Origin of the sequence: Salinimicrobium sp. TIG7-5_MAKvit, from assembly GCF_049569215.1 — a bacterium.
Classification (GTDB): Bacteria; Bacteroidota; Bacteroidia; order Flavobacteriales; family Flavobacteriaceae; genus Salinimicrobium; species Salinimicrobium profundisediminis.
In genome coordinates, this window is sequence record NZ_CP145903.1 from 2,144,257 (window position 1) to 2,165,507 (window position 21,251).

Genomic DNA, 21,251 nt, shown 5'->3' on the forward strand with positions numbered 1-21,251 from the left:
TGCTTCTCAAAAATGGCATTTTTGAAGGGTATTTTTTGAAGCCGGCCGTTGTGAAATTAGGGTTTAGTGCGGGAATATTTTTCTATTTCTGAATTGATTTCAGCGCCAATAAGAATAATGATGCTGGTAAGAAAGAGCCATAGCAGCATCACTACTACTGCTGAAATTGAACCGTATACCTCTCCGTAACTTCCGAAGTTTTTCACGTAGAATGAAAATCCCCAGGAGGCGATTAACCAAAGCAAGGTGGCAATAAGGGCTCCCGGCAGCACCCATTTAAAAGCAGAAGTAGGTTTTGCAGGTGCATAGCGATAGATCAATCCTATAAAATATACCACCATGGCAGCGAGAATAAGCCAGCGCAGCCAGGTTATCAAGGCGGTTATTTTAGACGGCAATGGGATTTCGTCTATGATCACGGGCCAAATTACAATGACTCCCAGGCTTATGATCACCAGGAGAATAGCACCAAAAGTAAAAAGTAAGGTGAGGGCGTTTTGTTTGATGAAGCCCCTTTCATTGTTGGTGCCATAAGCGATATCAATGCCTGTGAAGAGCGATTTCATGCCTTTATTGGAACTCCATAAACTTAGAAGGATCCCAATGGCCAGGCTCCAGCTAAGGGCACTTTGAGGTGTGGAGACCAGGTCTTTTAATTGGGTTTGAATAATTTCAAAAGCCTGTTGTGGCATGACCTGTGAAATTTTTTGCAGTTGCCCCTGAAGGCTCTGCGGGTCCATCGCGAGGCCATAAATGGAAACCAGTGCCCCTATAGCCGGGAACACTGCTAAAAAAGCATAAAAGGCGACTCCTGCCGAAACGATGGAAACATTGTCTTCTCCTATTTGATCTTTAACTGCAAACCCGATAGATTTCCAGCCAGACGAGGAGATTTCAGTTGGTTTTTCCACTTTTCGGGTAGAATGGTAGCCTTTGCTCATTTTTCTTGTTTTTTCTGAATTTTCCTTTTTAAAATAAGAAATTCAGGCTTCAGAATTTTTAAGCTTTGCCATAAACATTTGTTAATCCTTAGGTTTTGAGTGGGTTTCATTAAATCTTCCCCTCTTTTTGAAATGACCAATGACTGAAGGTGCGGTGAAGCCGTGAATTACAATAGAGATGAGAATGATGTAGGCGGTAATGGCGTATAATTCATTCTTATGGCTAAAATAGTCGAAAGTTACAAAGGCCCAGGAGAGGTAAAAGATGGAGCCAATTCCGCGTATTCCGAAGAAACTTACGGCAAGTTTGCTTTTAAAATCCTTTTTTACGCCCCATAAGCCTATGAGACCTGCCACGGGCCTGATGACGAGCACAAATAAGAATGCAAAAACCACCCCTTTCCAATCGGTTAGCGTGAGCATCCCGTTCATAATAGAGCCTCCAAACAAAAGGATATAGATCACCATAAGAAGGTGCTCCATTTCCTGAACAAAATCGTGAAGTTTCTTTTTGTAATCCTGATCTACCTTCTCGTAATACCTAAGGCTGAAGCCGGCGAAGAAAACCGCCAGGAAGCCGTAGCCGTGAAGCAGTTCGGTCACCCCGTAGGTCATAAAAGTGAGGGAGAGGGCAAGGAAGCCTACAAAGGTTTTTACCCCGGCGTATTTATGGATCCGGTCCATCAAATGCCCAATGAGCCATCCAATGAACAGCCCGCAAATAATTCCGATAACTACTTTCAGAAGTAATTTGTCCCACAGCCAATCTGTAAAACTGAAGGCAGCCCAGCTTCCGGCCTGCGCCACGAGTACGGCGAGATAGGAGAAGGGGTAGGCAACCCCATCGTTGAGGCCTGCTTCGGCAGTAAGTGTAAATCGAATATCATTGGCATGTTCTTCTTCTTCCAGAGGGTCATCAAGTTGTACCTCTGCGGCAAGAACAGGATCTGTAGGAGCGAGGACGGCAGCAAGTAACAAGCTGGAGGGTAAGCTGAGCAGTAGGAAATACTGCCCCAGCAGGAATGCTGAAATCATGCAGATGGGCATGGTGATTAGCACCAGCAGCAGGGGCTTTCGCCAAGCCTTCAGGCTGTAGTTGGCACCAATCTTTAAACCGGCACCCATGAGTGAGATGATCACTAAAGCTTCAGAAAAATACATGAGGCTTTGATCATCCCATAGAGGATCTGGCCAGCCCAGGGGCAACCCCACCGCATACAGGCCAAAGCCGATAAACAACAGCAAAATAGGGGAGCTTATCTTCATTTTTTCAGAAAACGACGGCAGCCACGCCATAATGATGGTAGCGAAACCGAGGCCTGCAAGGATCAGGTAATGTTTTTCCATTGTTGAAAAATAGGATTTATTCTCCCTTTTTCTTCCTAAAGGAATGTTACTTCTTTAGTTACTGGAGAAAAAAACTGAATAATTTAGGAAAATGTCCTAAAAATAAGTTGGATATTTTCCTAAAATAGCTAAATTTGTTTGTATGGGAACAGATGTATCACAAGAAATTAAGCGGTTTAAAGAGGTAAGGGATGAAAATAACTTTACGCAAACCGAATTTGCCAATTTACTGGGCATCAAGAATTCTACGGCCGACATTGAGAGGGGGCGTACCAAACTATCGGGAAAAGTGGTGGCCGAGTTGCTGCGTCAGTTCGCTATTAATCCTATGTGGTTGTTTGGAGAAAGCAACCAAAAGTACCTGCAGGTAACCAAAGGCGATATTAGTCCAAAAGTGGTGAGCCTTAACAGTGCAGAGGAAGAAAACATTGTGCTGGTTAACATAAAGGCCGCCGCGGGTTATCCACATAATGTGCAGGATGTTGAATGGTATCAACAATTACCGGCATTTGATATTCCCCTGCCCGAGTACCGTAATGCCACACACAGGGGCTTTCAGGTTGAGGGAGACAGTATGCTGCCCAACTTCAGGCCGGGGGAGTGGGTTCTGGGAAAAGCTGTTCCCACAATAGAAGAAGCCAGCAATAACAGGATCTATGTGGTAGTTCTTTACGATTCGGTTTTGGTAAAAAAACTTCAGAAATTACCCGATCCTTCAAAACTGTTGCTCATTTCTTTAAATGAAGAATATTTACCTATTGAAGTAAAGGTCAATAATATTCAGGAGTTATGGCAGGTGAATTCCAAACTCACTTTTAACCTCGACGCACCCTCCGAAAGTAGTTTGCTGAAGCAGCTACAACAGTCGATGGAAGATCTTAAAAGTGAATTCAAAACATTAAAACATTAAAAAAAAACGGCCTGAAATAAATCAGGCCGTTTTTCGGGATTTTTAATCCCCGGTTAAAGTTGGTTAGTACTTGTATTAGAGATCATCCTGGCCTCCCAGCCCCGTGTTCTCTCTGGTTTCATTTACTCCTTCTTCAACAGCTTCGCCGGTTGCTTCGGCAGCATCTTTAGTCTCCCTGCACGAAACCAGGGAAGTAGACAAAGCAAAAGAAAAGAACAGTAAAAAAGCGTACTTTTTCATAATGATTGGTTTAGTTAAGAATTAATCAAGTTCATCTTCCAGTTCATCACCGGCTTCTTCAATTTCTTCACCTATTTCTTCAACATCATCGGCATCTCTCTCGGTATCACGACAGGAAATAAATCCTGAACTCATCGTGAACAGCAGTACAAATAATAGCGCAATACGTTTCATATTTTCTGGTTTTGTGGTTAATTTATTTTTGGGTTTTCCTGAAGTGGGAAACATGCCTGTTTTTTGACATTTTTGACCATTCAGTTTTTGAGGGAATTTAGTTGTCGTCTCCTATTTTGTCAATTTCCTCGTCAATTTCCTTGTTGACTTCCTGGTCTATTTTCTTACCGGTGCGTTCTATGATCCCTTCACTATCTTCATCTTCCAGAGGTTCAGTTTGTTCAACCTCAACTTCTTTTTCACGTATCACTTCTCTTTCGGTAACAGTCTCGCGACAGGAGACAAGTAACGAACTTCCAAGCGCCAGAACGGCAAATAAATTTGTGATTCTCATAGTTTCTAATTTTCATTTGAGACCACCAAAGTAGTAAACTGCCGCTCCTGCACTTAATCAATTAGCAATTATTTAATAAAAAAATTAGATAATGTACAAAAATATCTTAAAAAATAAAGGTTTTAAACAGGTGTGGAGAAGACCTGCTTAAACTTCTTTTGTTGTTCATTTTGAATCGGTTATGGTTTTAATTATCACAAGCTGATATGAATTTTGATGTTACAGCTCTTTAAACAGGTGCCGTTATCATTATTGAAAACCCTTTGCTACTGAAGTATGAAGTTAAAATCTATACTCGCAGCAGGAAGCCAAAATCAGAGCATCTATTGGATATCCAAAAATGGCATTTTTCTACATCTCTCTAATGAGATGAAAGTGGGTTTGAAGTTTGGGGACTAAAGGATATTTAAAAAAGCAGTGCTCTAAACTCCCATAGCTTGTAAATAAAGAGCAGGAGAAAAATGGCAGTTACTATAAATTCCATAAAGGTAGAAGCCAGTAACCCAATAAAGGAGCCCGTGGCCGCTTTAAGTGCAGTACGGGAGTCGGCCTTATTGATGATCTCTCCCAAAAAAGCCCCAACAAAGGGAGCTATTAAAATTGCAAAGGGGATAGGGATAAAGATTCCGGCGAAGAGGCCTATAGTTGCACCAAACATACCTTTTTTACTACCACCAAGATATTTGGTGCCCAGGGCCGGGATAATATATTGGAGCGCAAAAATGATTATGGTGATGAGTAAGGTAACACCAAGATAGGTGTAATTCATGGGAATGGCCGAAGTGAGGTGCAGTAACAGCAGGCCTGCCCAACTTACAGGTATTCCGGGTAACATGGGTAAAAAACTTCCAAGGATTCCTACGAGCATGAGAATGGCCGCCAGTGCTACCAGAATAAGGTCCATAAATGACATTTTAGGGCTAAGATAGAGAAAGAAGCTGGAAAATTAAGAACTAAAACATTAGTTTAAACTAAATATTTAGTTTATGTTAGCTCAAACATAAAGATGTTATGAAGCAATTGACCAAAGCCGAAGAGGAGATTATGCAGATCCTCTGGGATCTAAAAGAAGCCAACGTGGCTACAATAATTGAAGAAATGCCCGAACCCAAACCTGCATATAATACGGTTTCTACCATTGTGCGTATTCTGGAAAGCAAAGAGTTCGTGAACCACCGCAAGCAGGGTAAAGGCTATATCTATTTCCCTACCCTGGAGAAAGAAACCTATACAGATCAAAGCATGAACAAACTCGTAGACGGATATTTTAACGGGTCATTTAAAAGTATGGTGTCTTTTTTCATGAAAAAGAACAAGATGGATACTGCCGACCTGGAAGCTATCCTGAAGGAGATCAACAAAAAATAGACAACTATGCTGCATTACATTCTACAAACCATCGTTTTTCAGTTCATCTTCCTTGTGGTGTACGAGCTGTTGTTAAAAAGAGAAACTTTTTTCAGCTATAATCGAATTTATCTGCTTGTCACCCCAATACTGGCGCTTATACTACCTCTGCTGAAGATCTCTGCGCTGCAAAATGCCATTCCTGCTGAAAATTTTGTCATGCTCCCCGAAGTGTTTTTAGGAGAAGCGCCCAAAACCGGTTTAGGTGATGCAGGAAGTACTATAGCTGCCAAAAATGTGCTTTTTGATCATTGGTTGCAGCTTATCTATTTTGGAGGGCTCCTCTTTAGTATGGGGTTTTTCTTCAATAAGCTTAGGATCATTAAGCAGCTCTTTCGTTTTAAACCGGTGGTGAACACTTCAGAAATGAAGGTTGTGGAGGTGCCGGATTCCCATATTGCCTGCACCTTTTACAAAACCATATTTCTTGGTGCCGGGCTTTCAGAAAAAGAGAGGGAGCAAATTCTGTCGCACGAAATGGTACATGTGAGGCAGAGACATACGCTGGACCTGTTGTTCTTTGAGCTGTTGAGGATCATTTTCTGGTTCAATCCGCTTATTTACATCTATCAGTCCAGGATTTCGGCGCTGCATGAATTTTTAGCCGATGCCGGGGTAGTCAAAAATGTCAAAAAGCAAGACTATTTCCAGCAGCTGCTCAATTCGGCTTTTAATACTGAAGACATTTCATTTATAAATCAATTTTTTAATCATTCAATCATCAAAAAACGAATAGTTATGTTGCAAAAAACCAAATCAAATTCAGTTTCAAAGTTCAAATTTTTGATCATTCTACCGCTCATGGCGGCCATGTTGACCTATGTGGCCTGTAGCTCTTCCAAAACAGGAAATGAACAAGTTTCAACTCAACAAGTGCCGCCCCCTCCGCCTCCAGCCCCTGAACCTTCAACATCTGTACCCAAAGTAGGGCAGGAAACGCTTGATATCCCATTTGCCGTTGTTGAAGAGTTACCTGTTTTTCCGGGCTGTGAAAGTTTTGAAACCAGAGAGGAAAAGGCCGAATGTATCACCCAAAAAATAAACCAGTTTGTAAACACTAATTTCAACACCTCTCTGGGTAAAGAATTAGGATTAACAGGCCTAAACAGGATCTATGTACAGTTTAAGATCGCCAAAAATGGAGTTGTGGAAGTATTGGGAGCAAGGGCACCACACCCTGCACTTGAGGAAGAAGCAAGGCGGGTAGTGAATCTTCTCCCAAAAATGACCCCGGATAAGCAAAGAGGCGAAGAAGTAGGAGTGCTGTATTCCCTGCCAATTAGCTTTATGGTTCCCGAAGCTACTTCTGAAGACAAAAAATCTTCTGAAAACTAGTTGATAAAGTTTAAGATTTTATTCATCATTATTATAATCCTTTCCACTAAAGCCGAAGCCCAAACTTCGGCTTTAGCTATGGCCGATGGTCTTTTTAGTAAGCTCCAAAGATCCACTACTCAGATCGAGGCAGGTTCAAGAAGGATTATTTAGTCCGCTTGAAGCCTCAAAACTGAAGACTGACCAACAATTTCCATTTTTGATAATGTAAATTAATTTTTAAAACCGGTCAGCATTAAGAAGGGAAGTTAAGGCAGAAGGGAGAATAAAAGGTTTTGAAAATGGCATTTTTGAGAGGGGATTGGTAGATCAGAATTCCCTTTATACAATAACATCTTCTAAAGTATTTCCTTACATTTATCTAAATAATCAATTTTTTAAAGGTGATCATAGTAACATGTGCAATTATAGAACTAGATCAAAAAGTTCTTGTGCACAAAGAAACCAAAATATGGCTCTGCCGCTAAAGTGGGAATTCCCAGGCGGGAAAGTTGAAAAGGATGAAAATTTAGAAGATTGCCTAAAAAGAGAAATTGAAGAAGAATTAGGGGTAGAAATAGAAATCAAAGAACGTCTGCCTTATAATATTCATAATTATTCAGACGCAAAGTCTATTAAACTAATTCCATTTCGCTGTTCCCTACAAACATTTGAAATTAATTTAAAAGAACACTTAAAGATTGAATGGGTGAGTTCAAGTGAATTAACACAATTTGATTGGGCAGAAGCAGACATTCCTATTGTTCAAAATTACATTCAAAATTATAGATGAATTTCGAGACAGGTCTCTACGAACAACTAATAAATAAACTCGTAGCTAACAAATTAAGTTTAGTTGATACTCAAAAATTTCACATAAGTGAAACTACTCTGGACAAGGAAGAGGCATCACAGTATTTAAGTATTTATCTCGCCGAAACCATTAAATATGCTCTTAATGAAATAAAAGAGAAAGACCGTCCTTTACTTCAAATCGAACTTTCTAATAAAATAATACAGCTACTTGCGGCAGAACTAAAAAATCTGGATTTATCAGAAAACTTGATAGAAACTGAGGGAAAAATTCTGCAAGCTGTATTTTCAAAACTTGATTTTCCTTATTCAAATTTGGAAGCCAGATTAAAAGAAATCACTCCCTATACTAGATTAAGCCAAAGTGAATTATTCACAGGTAACAACGTAGGGATCTCTCTGGAGAGTGAACTGAGAAAGGAAATACTTTCATCTGACGAAATTTCTTGGTTGGTTTCATTTATTAAATACTCTGGAATTCGAATCTTTAAAAAAGAGCTAGAAGAGTTTACAAATAGCGGAAGGAAATTAAAGATTATTACCACGTCCTATATGGGAGCCACAGATTTGAAGGCGGTTGAATATCTTTCTTCCTTACCTAACACTGAAATTAAGGTTTCTTATAATTCTGAACACGAACGTTTACACGCTAAAGCATATTTATTCTTAAGGAATTCTGGATTTCATACGGGTTATATTGGCTCATCAAATCTTTCACGTTCTGCACTCACAAATGGTTTGGAATGGAATTTAAAAGTTACTACTCAGGAAATCGAACATATCATCGATAAGTTTCAGAAAACCTTTGAAACATATTGGGAGGATCCAGAATTTGAATTCTACGAGAAGGGTAGAGATAGAGAAAAACTGAGCAGTGCTCTTAAAAGACAAAGTTCATATGGCACAAATCAAATCACCACCTTCTTTGATTTAAAACCATATCCTTATCAAGAGGAGATTTTATCTAAGCTTCAGTCTGAAAGAGAAGTTCATAATAGAAATAAAAACTTATTGGTTGCAGCCACTGGAACAGGAAAGACTGTTATTTCTGCCTTTGACTTCAAGAAATTTTATTTAGAAAATCCGAGTGCTAAATTTCTATTTGTTGCACATCGAAAAGAAATTTTACAACAGGCTCAAATAACTTTTCAGCATGTACTTCGCAATGCGAATTTTGGTGAATTATGGGTAGACGGGAATGAACCTGTGAGTTATAATCAAATTTTTGCATCCGTTCAGACTTTAAATAATCGGCTACACAAATTAGGCCTAGCTTCCGATTTCTTTGATTATATAATAATTGATGAAGTACATCATATTGTTGCAAACAGTTATCGTCCCATTCTCAAAAAGTTTGCTCCCAACATACTTTTAGGTTTAACAGCCACACCCGAAAGAATGGATGGAAGCGACATCGCTGAAGATTTTCACAACAAAATTGCTGCAGAGATACGCCTCCCAGAAGCTTTAAACCGAAAGCTATTAAGTCCTTTTCAATATTTTGCTCTTTCAGACACTATTGATCTCTCTAATGTCAATTGGAGGAATGGTAAATACGAAGTAAATGAACTTACTAAACTTTACACCGAAAATGACAGAAGGGTTTCTGATATCATTCATAATTGTGAGGAGTATTTAACCGATATTCATGATGTACAGGCATTAGGATTCTGTGTGAGTCAAGAACATGCCAGATACATGGCAGAAAAATTTACTATAGCTGGATTAAAAGCTGATTATCTAGTGAGTAGCAATAGCTCATCTCGCGAAGTTGTTCGAAATAAAGTGTTTAAAAAAGAAATAAACTACCTATTCGTAGTAGACATTTTTAATGAAGGTGTAGACATTCCTAATATAGATACAGTACTATTCCTTAGACCTACAGAAAGTTTAACTGTCTTTCTTCAGCAACTAGGTCGTGGACTTAGACTTGCAGAAAATAAAGACTGCTTGACTGTTTTAGATTTTGTAGGTAATGCTCGGCCAGAATATGATTTTGAACACAAATTTAGAGCCCTTGTTGGGAAAACTCACATCTCTATAATAAAGGAAATAGAAGATGAATTCCCGCATTTGCCATTAGGTTGTTCTATTGTACTGGAGAAAAAGGCTAAGGAAGTAATTTTAAAAAACATTCGAGAAGCTACAGAATTTAGAAGACCTCAAATTTTACTTAAAATACAGCAGTTTAAGCACCACTCCACTCTCCCGCTTACTTTAAATAACTTTTTAGAATTCCATCATTTTGAACTTCGCCAAATTTACAGAAAGGGAAGCTGGAAGAGATTATGTGCAGATGCAAAGGTTATCCCAGATTTTGATGAACCCCAAGAGAAGGAGCTAACAAGTTGTATGCAAAAGAAGCTTATGTATTGCAATTCATTAAGTTATTTGAAATTTATTCAAAAAATTATTTCTCCTAAGGCCAATTTAAATTTGCTGACTGAAGAAGAGCAGATAATGCTTCTAATGTTCCACTATGATGTATGGCAGGAAGCTGGGACAAAACTCAATTTTTCAAATGCAAAAGAGAGTATCGCCTCAATTAGAAAAAACCCAGTTATGTTGCAAGAAATGCAAGAATTCACTGAGCATCTAATTGAAAAAATTGAGTTTGTAGAGAAAGAAATTGATTTAGATTTCACCTTCCCGTTAAAGCTCCATAGCAGGTATAATCGGGAAGAAATACTTGCTGCAATAGGAATGAGCACCTTCAGTAAAAAATCCTCAAATCGCGAAGGAGCAGCATTTAATAAAAATGTCAATGTAGAAGCTCTATTTGTTACCCTGAAGAAAACCGAAAAAGAATATTCACCCACAACTATGTATGAAGATTATGCTGTGAATAAAACACTTTTTCACTGGCAATCTCAGAATAGCATCTCTCCTAACTCTCCAAAAGGAGAATCTTACATCCAGCATAAGAAGATTGGAAAGAAAATTCTACTTTTTGTGAGAGAACAAAATGTTGATGAATATGGATTCACAATGTCATACACTTTTTTAGGAAAAACAGAATTTATTAAATCTCAAGGAGCAAAACCAATGAGTGTAGAATGGAGACTTCTTGAACCTATGCCTTCATACATTTTAAAAGAAAGTCAAAAATTAGCTGTTGGGTAAAAAGGTATGTTCGAAGAAGTAGTAATAAAATATTCGAACCAATTTAAAAAGTTGAGATGCGCCCATGTAAAAGGTATGGGCAAGGCTCCTCACAAACCTATTTTATTACTTTCAATACTTCAGCTAATTTCCAGAGGTATTATAACCACAAACCGGATTTTTATCACTGCCGAACTACTGCTTGCTTTTAAGCAAAATTGGAATCAACTTGTGCATACTGATCATAAACGCAATTTTTTTCTTCCATTTTTTCATCTACGCTCTGAGCCTTTTTGGTATTTAGTAAGTAAACCAGGCAAAGAATTAGCCACAACAAGTTCAAAAAGCATAAAGAGTTTTAAAAGCTTAAAAGAATCCATTGCTTACGCTGAAATTGATCGTGAATTATTCTTTCTTCTTCAGGAGACACCGAATCAATTGTGGTTTGAGCAGCTCATTTTAGAAAACTATTTTCCTGCAACCAAATATCTTTATTCAAGACTTGAAAAAAACTACGAAGAAGAAAGTATTGAAAATCAAATCCTGAATGAACCCAAAGAGATTTATCAAAATTATATCCAGAGTCTAAGAGAAACTTTAGAAGAAGATGAATTTGAAGAGGAACTATTTGTTCGTGGTGGTCTATTTAAGAAAACCATTCCAAGGATCTACAATCATACCTGTTGTATTACCGGAATGAAAATACAATCTTCTCATAATCTCCAGATGATAGATGCCTGTCATATTTATCCATTTAGCCTTTCCGGAGATGATACTGTGACTAACGGAATTGCATTATCACCTACGCTCCATAGAGCTTTTGACAGAGGTCTAATAACAATCAATTCCAGTTTTTTAGTAAGAGTTTCGCCTTCTATTCAGGAAGATGAATCAAAATTCAATCTCTCACAATTTGAAGGACAACAAATTATTCTGCCCAAAAAAGAAAAATATTTTCCCTCACAAGAGTCTTTAAGTTGGCACAATAAGGAGGTTTTTCTTCTCTAAAAATTGGGCCTTATTCCTAATTAATCTAAACCGTCATCGAAAACAACCTCGTCTCCGGTTTATTTCTTTGAAGCAGCAGGTCAAATGCCATGCAGATGTTCCTTACAAAAGGACGTCCTGTTTCTTTGATAATGAGCTTTTCATCCCCGAATTTGAATCGGTCGCAGAGAAGCTAAAGCTGATCGGTACCATCTATGAACCCAATGTGAAAACCCGGTCGAAGGCGTTATCCCCTACATCCACCACAGGGAAGCCAAAGGCGTCTGTCTACAAGCCAGAGCTTCTTTGAGAAATGAATTAAATTTTATGTTTTCTGGGATTTTGTCTGGTATCAAACACCTGTAAAACTAATATTCCATTCTCCAGTGGGCGATAAATTATTTTAAAATATCTAATTATTATCCTCCTGTAATTGCCCTGTAATGTTTCCTCTACCTGGTACTGCTCTAAAAAGACAAGTTTTTCGGCCCCCTCCAGAATTTCACGGATTATTTTATCTGCTAAATCCGCATTTATTTTCAGCATAGAACTGCCAAATATGGCGAAGGGAAGTTTTAGCGGAATTTGTCCAAATTATTTTCTCCAATTCCTGACTTCTTCCTCTAGTTGATCCTGTGTACTAAAATTGCCCTTTTTATATTCAGCCTCAGCCTCAGAAATTTCCTTTTGAAACTCTTCTCTATTTAAAGGCCTTCCCTTTACAGTATAAGCCACTATGGAATCATTTTCATAATTCTCCACCAGGGCCTGAACTTCTTTTAGTACCGTTTCGTCAGCTTTATTGATGTAATCCACTAACCTGCGCCTTAATTCTATAGGTTCCATCTCATCATTTTTAATAAAGATAATGAATTCAAATAATCCTTCAATTCCTATTTTATTTCCGAATGATATGCGTTAGACTCAAAGTGAATTCTCTATCGATCGGAGGAAATGCGAAAAAGTCGGGCAATAAAAATGAACATCTTCATTGGAATTAAAAAGCGAGAGCAGAACTCCAAAAGAAGGGAATTACCGCAGTCGCTAAAAATGTTCTTTGGAAAGACGTAGGAACTTTTAATTTTGAACCTTGAACCCTCTAAACCGTCATCGAAAACAACCTCGTTTCAGGTTTATTTCTTTGAAGCAACAGGTCAAAAGCCATACAGATGTTCCTTACAAAAGGACGTCCTGTTTCTTTGATGATGAGTTTTTCATCTCCGAATTCCAGGAGGCCGTCGGCTTCCATTTCTTTCAGGCTGATGAGCACTTCAGGAAGTTCCGGAAATTTCATAACGTCGTCTTTCCATGATGTTTCCATGTTGCACATAAGATTCAGAATGTGCTGTCGCATTTTTTCATCTTCCGCAGTGAGTATATGTCCGCGGTAAAGGGGCAGATCGCCTTTTTCAAGGATTCCGTAATATTCCTCAATGGTCTTGACATTCTGGGCGAAACCGCTCCAGCTGTCACTAATAGCCGAAACTCCCAGGCCAATCATCACTTTGGTCTTTGAGGAGGTGTAGCCCATAAAGTTGCGGTGCAGCTTGTTGCTTTCCATCGCCTTGTACAGCGTATCGGTCTTTAGAGCAAAATGATCCATGCCCACTTCTACATATCCGGCTTCGGCAAGTAACTGTTTGCCCACCTCGTACATTTCGCGTTTCACAGCGGCTGTTGGCAGATCTTCATCCTTAAAACCACGCTGCCCGTTCCCTTTTATCCACGGCACGTGCGCATAGCTGTAAAAAGCAATCCTGTCGGGCATCAGCTCTTTGGTCTTCTCTATGGTTTCCCTCACGTGGTCTACAGTTTGAAATGGCAGACCAAAAATCAAGTCATGACCCACAGAGGTGTAGCCAATTTCGCGGGCACCTTCCGTAGCATTTTTTACATTCACAAAAGGCTGAAACCTGTGAATAGCCCGTTGCACCTCAAAATTATAATCCTGCACTCCGTAACTAACCCTTTCAAAACCCAGGTCATAAAGCAACTGCAGGTGCTCCTGTTTGGTGTTGTTGGGGTGACCTTCAAAGCTAAAATCGGTTTCCTCTGCCCGATCAGCTTTTTCAAAAAGTCCGTCGAGAAGGATCTTGAGATTGGCAGGAGAAAAGAACGTGGGCGTTCCTCCACCCAGGTGAATCTCCTTTATCACCGGCTTTTCCTCCAGCAGGTTCACATACATATCCCACTCCTCGAGCACCGCAGCGATGTATGGCGACTCCACTTCATGGCGTTTGGTAATGCGTTTGTTGCAGCCGCAAAAAGTACACAGGCTCTCGCAAAACGGCAGGTGGATGTAGATACTTATCCCCTCTTCGCTGTTGCTCTCCAAAAATGACTTTTTAAGCCGCTCTTTATATTGTGCTACCGTAAATGCAGCTTCGTTCCAGTACGGCACTGTGGGATAACTGGTATACCTGGGGCCGGGAACGTTGTATTTCTGAATTAAAGAAGTGCTCATACCTTTTAATTTAGTTGCAAAAGTATAAGGATGGTTCTGATTATAACATGATTTTAATCAGGTCATAAATGTCTGAATTACATACCTCTTTAAAATGGCATTTTCTGAAGGATTTTTTCTGAAGGATTTGTCAGGCATCAACCTGTCCCGAGATTTCGGGAGGTTCAGGTTCACGTTTTTTTCAAAGACCAGATCTAAGTGATTCTGAAATAAATTCAGAATGACGTCGATTTTAGGTTCTATTTTAAACAAGAAATCACCTCGTGACCTACATATCTAAAATACCATTGTCAGAGGGTTATTTTGAAAAAAAAAGGAAAAGAATTTTTCCAATTGAATATTGTTCTGTTCTTTTTTGCATTGCCCAAAAAAGAACCAAAAAACGCTAGGCTTACGTAAATTGATCTAAATTTTTCGGTCTATGTCTAAATTTTCTGAACTCGCGGGAGAAATTGTAGAACGAGAATAATAAAGAACGCTCAAACAGCATAAAATTTAAACCTCATCTCTCTTCAAATTTCATGATCAATTTTCGATAGGCCGGTAACATGATTTCCACAATTATTCTCGTGAAGGGTCTTTTTTGTAAGTGTAATGCTCCTCCGGCGTTAAAAATTTTTGAAAGCTTGTCCTGAGCAAAGTCGAAGGGCCTTGGAGAAAATTTAGCCGGGGGAGTACGGTTCTAATTTTGCGGGAGCAAAATTGGAAACACCTATCAAAAAGTGTCCTTTTTTTGGTTCCTTTTTTCTGCATCCGACGACCGCAGGGAGAGGAATGCACAGCAAAAAAATGAACAATTATGAATAAAATGGAAACTTTAATGACCGAAGGGAAACTTCTTAATTGTAAATAATTCACAAAGACCTGTTCAGATTGATAAACATGATCAGAGAAAGAAACTTACCTCTCAAAAATGTCATTTCTGAAGGTTCTTTTCTGTGAGGTATTTCCAGTAACGCTTTGGGAGGTGCTGCACATGCAACTTAGAATTTGCCCTGCTTTTGATGTTTGTGCTGGTAAAATACTGATTCCACAACTGCTGAAAGGCTATTTCTGAAGAGTGAAAATAAGCCTCTGGTGCGCCCGAAATTCCTATGGCGGGATCGAGATCCAGGGTGATAAAATTTATGTCTGAAAGATCCCACGCGATGCCGAAATTCCGCTTTAGATCATAGATGATCCATTTTTGATCTGCATAGCGGTTCTTAAAATTGCTTTTTATTAGCGGCAGCACATTGAAATCGGGTTCGATGGCAGCAAAATACACCTCATCTTTGGTCAGCCTGAAGCGCACAAAAGCTTCCATGCGATGTTTCTCCCGCCCAACCTTCCTGGCCGTTTGCGCCACTTTTAAAACTGCAGGATGTGAAAAATCCCGGTCTACCGGCACATTTTCGGCAAGGATGTAGCGTATCATACTGAACATGTGCATTTCCATTCCGGCTATTTCACTTAAAAATGCCCATTTTAGGTCCCGAAGCCCGGCGGCGGAAGCTTTTTTCTTCAGGGATGTCCATACGCGTTTGGCTTTTTCAGGCTCTGTGATCACCTCCCTTGATTCTGAAAATAGTTGTTGGCCCGGCTGCGCTCCCGGTGGCTTTATATCAACAACTTTCAGCTTTTCTTCATAGGCTGAGAACACGCAGCAAAGGAAACCTTCCAGCGTGCCGTCATAAGTAACTACTGCCTGCTGTTCCATCTAAAAAAGGCTTAACTGGGTTCCAATCTCCTTCCTGAACTTCCCCGATGAGGTCTTTAAAATGACATTTTTGAGATACTCGCTGGAAGGTTCTTTCACTTCAAATTCGCGGGAGTCGCAGGTGATAAAATGTTTCGCCCTGTTCATGGCGATCCCGATATTCTTCAGGTGCTCCCAGTTGAGCTTCCGGAATTTCCTCGCCTGCAGGATCTTGTTGACCGATTTTAATCCAATCCCGGGGATGCGCAACAATAATTGCTTTTCTACCCGATTGATATTCACCGGAAACAAATGACGGTTTCGCAGCGCCCAGCTGAGTTTTGGATCTACTTCCAGGTCAAGATTGAGGTGCTGCTCATTCAGCAGCTCCCGAATGTCAAAGCCGTAGAAGCGCAGCAGCCAGTCGGTTTGGTACAGCCGGTTCTCCCGCAACAGCGGCACCTGAGAATTGAGGGCCGGCAGGCGCGGATCTTCAGCCACCGGCACATATCCCGAATAATAAACCCGCTTCATGTTGTACTTCTTATAAAAAAAGTTGGCCGAATACATAATGTCGCGATCACTTTCTCCCGAGGCGCCAATGATCATCTGCGTACTCTGCCCCGCCGGCGCATATTTTGGCGTGCTTTTTATAAGCCGGCTTTCATGTTTGTACTGGATGATCTCATTTTTCACCTTTTCCATCGGTTTCATGAAATCCTCATGCTTTTTGTCGGGCGCCAGGAGCTTGAGTCCGCTTTTGGTGGGGATCTCGATGTTAACACTCAGGCGGTCGGCATAGAGTCCGGCCTCGCGCATGAGTTCGTCGCTGGCACCGGGAATGGACTTCAGGTGAATATAGCCATTGAAATTCTCTTCGAGCCGCAGCTTTTTCGCCACCTGGATGAGGCGTTCCATAGTATAATCGGCATCTTTAAAGATTCCGGAACTCAGGAAAAGACCTTCAATATAATTGCGCCGGTAAAAGTGGATGGTAAGATCAACCACTTCCTGCACCTTAAAAGCAGCGCGTTTTACGTCATTACTCTTGCGGGTCACGCAGTAGGCGCAGTCAAAAATACAGTGGTTGGTGAGCAGGATCTTGAGCAGGGAAACGCAGCGGCCATCTTCGGTGTAGGAATGGCAAATGCCCAACCCCGAGGAATCTCCCAGGCCATTGGTGGTGTTTTTGCGTTTGCTTCCGCTGGAAGAACAGGATACATCGTATTTGGCTGCATCAGCCAGAATACTTAGTTTTTCTTTTATTCTCTCATAATCCATACTGCTGACTTTCAGCAAAAATAGGAAAAAATCCTATTAATAGGAATCATTCCGCATAATTAAAAATAGGATTGTTTCACTGTAAGAATTTGGAACCAGGTCTTGAGTTTGAGATGAAAATCCACCACCACCTTTTTTAAATTGCCTAACCATGTTTTTCTCATGGGCGTGACTTCGAGCCTGCCTGATAGAGGCAGGTGATTTTTATGAGCTGGAGCGACGGAAAATCGTATCGGGAAGAAAGCCGTCCACTTAGCCACTGTTCTCGATACAAATCTATCCTTGCTATTGCAGTCAAAGATTTACCCGGTTCTCGATACATTTTTCACCATGCTCCCCATGGCGAAAAACACTCGAACTGACGGGGAGCTGCAAATTGTAGATCTGTTTATTATTCATTGATCATTCACTCAAACAACTTCAGAATAAGGATTAATGCAACTTACCTCTCAAAAATGGCATTTCCGAAATCTTTTTTCTGAAAGAAATTCCGTGTCGGGTACTGAAATAAGTTGACCGTTTTACGGAGTTTAATACAACTCAGTACTATGGCAAAACCACAGGATTTTTCTAAAGAAGCATCTAATCGAGTAAATCGTTACTTTAGTGAGAGCTTTAAACGTAAGAAGGTACGGGAAATTGAGAAGAACATTTCTACCGTTCTGGAAGTGAGTAAGGAATATGAAGTGTCGACTACGGCAGTTTATAAATGGCTGGACAAGTACTCCCGCAACCGCAAACGAGGTGTAAAACAAGTTGTTGAGCTTATGAGCGATACCCGTAAAATACAGGATTTGAAGGCCAAGATCCGCGAACTGGAGCAACTGGTTGGACAAAAGCAGTTCGAGATCGAGTTCAAAAATAAGATGATCGATATTGCTGAAGAGATGTATGACATCGACATCAAAAAAAAACTTGGTTCCAAACCCTTACCTGGTTCTGGCTCAACAGGAAAGAACACCGATGGAAAATGAACCAGATCTATTGTTGGTTAGGAACTACAAAGCAGAACGTGCATCAGCGGCTCAACAGAGAAATCGAAAGAGAGGAAGAGAAAGAGCAGCTAAAAGTAATTCTGCGGCAGGTAAGAGAGGATCATCCGGATATGGGGTGTAAAGCGCTCTACAAGAAAGTAAATCCTGAGACAATGGGCAGAGACAGGTTCTTTGACTTTTATGGTGAATATGGATTTAAAATAGCGCCAAAAAAGTCCTTTAGAAGAACCACAGACAGTACCGGAGTAATACGTTTTCCTAACCTGGTTAAGGATCGGGAGTTGACAGATATAAACCAGGTATGGGTGAGTGATATAACCTACTATGAAATGAACAGTAAGTTCTATTACCTCACCTTCATAATGGACCAATATTCCAGGAGGATAATTGGTTATAGTGCCAGCAAAACTCTTAAAACAGTTGACACCACAGTACCAGCTTTAAAGATGGCTCTGACTCGCATCAAAGGAGATGAAGAGGTAAAACCTATCATACACTCCGATGGTGGAGGACAGTACTACAGCAAAGAGTTTTTAAAACTTACCAAAGGATATTTAAGAAACAGCATGTGTGTCAATGTCTATGAAAATCCTCATGCAGAAAGGATCAACGGAACAATAAAGAACAGTTATTTGAAAGGATATAATCCTACCAATTTAAATGAGCTGAATAGAAAATTAAGTAAAGCTGTATATATGTATAACCATGAGAAACCACACAGCTCAATACATGATTATACTCCCGTAGAATATGAATATAGATTAAACAAAGAATTAGTAACTTTAAATTAAATAACCAACTCTCAAAAACGGTCAACCCTATTCAGGACTCCACACCGTTTAAACCTTGAACATTAAACCTTAAACCTTAAACCTTTTAAAGCTGTCCCACGGCATCGAGCAAGCCTTCACGCAGGCCTTTCCAGGCATAGTTCCAGAAAGACTTGTTTTTGGTGCGCTCTACCCGCACATCCTGGCCGCCGCCTTCATCGGGTTCCTGTTCGTTATCTACAAACAGGTTGGCAATAGCGCTTAAAAAGCCTTTTTTCTCCTTCTCTTTATTAACCAGTTCTACTTTAAATTCGTCATATTCCATCCTAAAATCACCTTGCAGCACATCGTCATTTCCGTAGAAATTAAAATAGACGCTATTTACGGTTCCGCGGGCGCGGGCATTGAGGGAAGGAATAAGAAAAGGGTCGAGGGCCTCTCCTTCGAGGGTACCAAAGTTGCCTGAGATCTGAAATTTTTCCTGAGGATTAAAAACAGGAAAGGTCCAGTCAATACTCATCGGGGTGCCCTGCATAAAATTGGCATTGGCAGTTATTTTGGGTTGAGTATCTAGCTCCTTTAGGTTGTGGAGGTTATTTATTTCGCCATTAACAGCAGCAAAACGAACTATAGCGGGCTTCTCTGCGCCCTCTACCTGTTCTTCATAAACAATCTCACTATTTTCTACCAGCACCTTCTCAAAATTGAGATAAATAGGTGCCTCCCGCAACATCTTGCTGTAAAGCGGCTTCTCATTGGGATAATCGGCTACCAGTTTGTTCCTGTAAATATCAAGCTGGGCCCGGGCCACGGTCATTTTTGGATTTCGAAGGTACAAAGAGTCATTCCGCATCTCAAAGTTAAGACTGTCGAGCGTGATCTTTTCTACATCAAGCCTCACGTAGTCTTTTTCGTAAGGGGTCCTTTGCACAAATTCTTCGCGGGTAAAGAGGGAACGGATCTTAAAATCGGAAATATCTATCTGCCCATTCTGTGCTGAAACCCTTCCAACATCAATGTAGTGCTCTGGATTCATCTTCAGATAAAGCGTATCGAGTTCAAGCTGATAATTTTTGAGACCCGAGAGCTGCATTCCCGATTTAATATCTTCAACCCGTGCTGTTGGGATATGAGCATACATAGTAGCCGCAGCAGTATCGGAAGGTTGTTTACTAAAACTGCCATTTTTGACCCGTAGCTTCTTTACATGTACCTGCTGTTGTGCCGAAGGTTTATTGGTAGAAGTATCTTTAGGAAAGAAGGTAAGCGAGGGGGAGATGATCTCAAATTCATCTACCTCGATATTGTTATTGAATAAATATTCGGTGTACGAAAGACCGCTTACTTTAACTTTATCTATGCTTCCCGCAAACCTGCGCTCATCCAGCTTTATATTCTCTATACTGAACCTATTAAGAAAGATATTTATTGAAAGATTATTGTAACCCGAAGCCTGCAGTTTCTCATCAAGCTGCTGCTCAATCCTGTTCTTTACGTACAGGTTTGCCAGAAACAGCAGAAGAATAATCCCTGCCACACCCGCACCGATCCAGATAATTGTTTTTTTCTTGCTCACGCTTTTTTTGTTTAAGATAGTATTTTTCCTTCAAACACCTGTTAACACTACTTCAGGAGAAAAAACAGCTATGTTATACAATCCTAAAAAGAGGGTTCAATTGTTAAGATTTCGCTGTAAGGTTCCACTTACATTTTCTTAATTCTTCACAACTTTGGTTCGGGAATGTTACTTCGCTGTTAATTCTTTATTAATCAACATTTTATTAGAACATTTTTAACACCTCAAGTCTTAATTTAGGCCCTGTAAGAAGAAAACTAACTAAAATATAATCAGCCATATGACATCATTTCAACCCTCTCAAATCATTGAACAATTCAAGAATTTTATACATGATAGTTGTGCTACTTGTGAAACTGAAATGGATAAATACAGCTCTCTTCACAAGGGGATCATTAAAATGTATTTTGGGGCCCGTCGTGTAGAGATAGATTATAAGCAACAACTTATTAAAGCCGAAATTCCTATGGCTCCGCATCAATACACTACAGTAAATTTTGAGTGCCAGGACCTGGACAGGTTCCTTTCTTCGTGCCTCAAAAATGACAAAAGAAGCCTGAATTTTTATCAGAGCTCATTAAACTACTACAACCATACCCCGAAAGCACTTTCCCAGGTTGCTTAGTGAAATGTTGAAATGCGGTTTATGAATTTAGCTTCGGAATCTTCCGGAGCTTTTTTTTTGCTGAAAAGAATTTGCTGACAGAAGAGAGGTGGACAGCAACCTTGTTTAGTTAGGTTTTTTCAATTACCGAAATATCAATGCAATAAAAAAGCCGACTCATTAAAAGTCGGCTTTTTCAATCTGTGCGGGCGAAAGGACTCGAACCTTCACACCGTGAGGCACTAGATCCTAAGTTGTTAAAATATTTTATCAAAACTAATCAAAAACACTGAAAATCAACTAATTGTATTTCT

General features: G+C 40.0%; 22 protein-coding genes. 10 read left to right on the forward strand and 12 right to left on the reverse strand.

Features of this window, described 5'->3' with window-relative positions:
- Positions 1-56: 56 nt before the first annotated feature.
- Together V5739_RS09645 and V5739_RS09650 are read right to left on the reverse strand one after the other, a co-directional pair.
- Positions 57-941 carry a YihY/virulence factor BrkB family protein gene (locus V5739_RS09645; protein ID WP_423817987.1) on the reverse strand — a complete coding sequence of 295 codons (885 nt, stop codon included), beginning with the start codon at positions 939-941 and terminating at the stop codon, positions 57-59.
- An 81-nt stretch (positions 942-1,022) separates the two neighbouring features.
- A complete protein-coding gene (locus tag V5739_RS09650; RefSeq protein WP_423817988.1) occupies positions 1,023-2,288 on the reverse strand; it encodes a cation:proton antiporter in 1,266 nt (421 codons plus the stop codon).
- Between the two features lie 142 nt (positions 2,289-2,430).
- On the opposite strand from V5739_RS09650, the gene V5739_RS09655 reads away from it, so the two are divergent.
- Complete coding sequence (locus V5739_RS09655; protein WP_423817989.1) at positions 2,431-3,198, forward strand: XRE family transcriptional regulator; 768 nt, start codon at positions 2,431-2,433, stop codon at positions 3,196-3,198.
- Between the two features lie 75 nt (positions 3,199-3,273).
- Here V5739_RS09655 and V5739_RS09660 read toward each other — a convergent pair whose 3' ends face one another.
- From V5739_RS09660 to V5739_RS09675, 4 genes are all read right to left on the reverse strand, one after another.
- Positions 3,274-3,438: a hypothetical protein gene (locus V5739_RS09660; RefSeq protein ID WP_423817990.1), complete on the reverse strand. Its 165-nt coding sequence runs from the start codon at positions 3,436-3,438 to the stop codon at positions 3,274-3,276.
- Between the two features lie 21 nt (positions 3,439-3,459).
- On the reverse strand, positions 3,460-3,612 hold the full coding sequence (locus V5739_RS09665; protein ID WP_423817991.1) for a hypothetical protein: 153 nt from the start codon (positions 3,610-3,612) through the stop codon (positions 3,460-3,462).
- A 97-nt stretch (positions 3,613-3,709) separates the two neighbouring features.
- Positions 3,710-3,946, reverse strand: a complete 237-nt coding sequence (locus V5739_RS09670; RefSeq protein ID WP_423817992.1) for a hypothetical protein — start codon at positions 3,944-3,946, stop codon at positions 3,710-3,712.
- A gap of 406 nt (positions 3,947-4,352) precedes the next feature.
- Positions 4,353-4,850, reverse strand: coding sequence for a DUF456 domain-containing protein (locus V5739_RS09675; protein WP_423817993.1), 498 nt, complete (start codon positions 4,848-4,850; stop codon positions 4,353-4,355).
- A 107-nt stretch (positions 4,851-4,957) separates the two neighbouring features.
- Here V5739_RS09675 and V5739_RS09680 point away from each other — a divergent pair, with 107 nt between their 5' ends.
- From V5739_RS09680 to V5739_RS09705, 6 genes are all read left to right on the forward strand, one after another.
- Entirely contained in the window at positions 4,958-5,314 is a 357-nt protein-coding gene (locus V5739_RS09680; RefSeq protein WP_266067937.1) for a BlaI/MecI/CopY family transcriptional regulator, read from the forward strand.
- 6 nt (positions 5,315-5,320) lie between these two features.
- Positions 5,321-6,688 (forward strand): M56 family metallopeptidase, encoded by a 1,368-nt coding sequence (locus V5739_RS09685; RefSeq protein ID WP_423817994.1) that lies wholly within the window; start codon positions 5,321-5,323, stop codon positions 6,686-6,688.
- Positions 6,689-6,841, forward strand: coding sequence for a hypothetical protein (locus V5739_RS09690; RefSeq protein WP_423817995.1), 153 nt, complete (start codon positions 6,689-6,691; stop codon positions 6,839-6,841).
- Positions 6,842-7,139: 298 nt separating this feature from the next.
- Positions 7,140-7,460, forward strand: a complete 321-nt coding sequence (locus tag V5739_RS09695; RefSeq protein ID WP_423817996.1) for a (deoxy)nucleoside triphosphate pyrophosphohydrolase — start codon at positions 7,140-7,142, stop codon at positions 7,458-7,460.
- Positions 7,457-10,603 carry a DUF3427 domain-containing protein gene (locus V5739_RS09700; RefSeq protein ID WP_423817997.1) on the forward strand — a complete coding sequence of 1,049 codons (3,147 nt, stop codon included), beginning with the start codon at positions 7,457-7,459 and terminating at the stop codon, positions 10,601-10,603. The genes V5739_RS09695 and V5739_RS09700 overlap by 4 nt, the downstream gene beginning before the upstream one ends.
- 6 nt (positions 10,604-10,609) lie before the next feature.
- Positions 10,610-11,590 carry an HNH endonuclease gene (locus V5739_RS09705; RefSeq protein ID WP_423817998.1) on the forward strand — a complete coding sequence of 327 codons (981 nt, stop codon included), beginning with the start codon at positions 10,610-10,612 and terminating at the stop codon, positions 11,588-11,590.
- Between the two features lie 297 nt (positions 11,591-11,887).
- Here V5739_RS09705 and V5739_RS09710 read toward each other — a convergent pair whose 3' ends face one another.
- The 5 genes from V5739_RS09710 to V5739_RS09730 all read right to left on the reverse strand — a co-directional run bounded on the left by V5739_RS09710 (position 11,888) and on the right by V5739_RS09730 (position 16,992).
- Complete coding sequence (locus V5739_RS09710) at positions 11,888-12,115, reverse strand: type II toxin-antitoxin system RelE/ParE family toxin (RefSeq protein WP_423817999.1); 228 nt, start codon at positions 12,113-12,115, stop codon at positions 11,888-11,890.
- 48 nt (positions 12,116-12,163) lie between these two features.
- The gene (locus V5739_RS09715; RefSeq protein WP_423818000.1) at positions 12,164-12,415 is read right to left on the reverse strand and encodes a hypothetical protein; all 252 of its coding nucleotides are present in this window, start codon (positions 12,413-12,415) and stop codon (positions 12,164-12,166) included.
- 253 nt (positions 12,416-12,668) lie between these two features.
- On the reverse strand, positions 12,669-14,033 hold the full coding sequence (gene hemN, locus V5739_RS09720; RefSeq protein WP_423818001.1) for an oxygen-independent coproporphyrinogen III oxidase: 1,365 nt from the start codon (positions 14,031-14,033) through the stop codon (positions 12,669-12,671).
- Positions 14,034-14,949: 916 nt separating this feature from the next.
- Positions 14,950-15,732 carry a TIGR03915 family putative DNA repair protein gene (locus V5739_RS09725; protein WP_423818002.1) on the reverse strand — a complete coding sequence of 261 codons (783 nt, stop codon included), beginning with the start codon at positions 15,730-15,732 and terminating at the stop codon, positions 14,950-14,952.
- Positions 15,733-16,992, reverse strand: coding sequence for a putative DNA modification/repair radical SAM protein (locus V5739_RS09730; protein WP_423818003.1), 1,260 nt, complete (start codon positions 16,990-16,992; stop codon positions 15,733-15,735). It lies immediately after the preceding gene.
- A 548-nt stretch (positions 16,993-17,540) separates the two neighbouring features.
- On the opposite strand from V5739_RS09730, the gene V5739_RS09735 reads away from it, so the two are divergent.
- Together V5739_RS09735 and V5739_RS09740 are read left to right on the forward strand one after the other, a co-directional pair.
- Complete coding sequence (locus V5739_RS09735; RefSeq protein WP_423818004.1) at positions 17,541-17,966, forward strand: transposase; 426 nt, start codon at positions 17,541-17,543, stop codon at positions 17,964-17,966.
- Positions 17,963-18,778 (forward strand): IS3 family transposase, encoded by an 816-nt coding sequence (locus V5739_RS09740; protein ID WP_423818005.1) that lies wholly within the window; start codon positions 17,963-17,965, stop codon positions 18,776-18,778. The genes V5739_RS09735 and V5739_RS09740 overlap by 4 nt, the downstream gene beginning before the upstream one ends.
- 85 nt (positions 18,779-18,863) lie before the next feature.
- On the opposite strand, the gene V5739_RS09745 is transcribed toward V5739_RS09740, so the two are convergent.
- Positions 18,864-20,333: a hypothetical protein gene (locus V5739_RS09745; RefSeq protein ID WP_423818006.1), complete on the reverse strand. Its 1,470-nt coding sequence runs from the start codon at positions 20,331-20,333 to the stop codon at positions 18,864-18,866.
- Positions 20,334-20,613: 280 nt separating this feature from the next.
- Here V5739_RS09745 and V5739_RS09750 point away from each other — a divergent pair, with 280 nt between their 5' ends.
- Positions 20,614-20,958, forward strand: a complete 345-nt coding sequence (locus V5739_RS09750) for a hypothetical protein (RefSeq protein ID WP_266067928.1) — start codon at positions 20,614-20,616, stop codon at positions 20,956-20,958.
- The last annotated feature ends 293 nt before the right edge of the window (positions 20,959-21,251 follow it).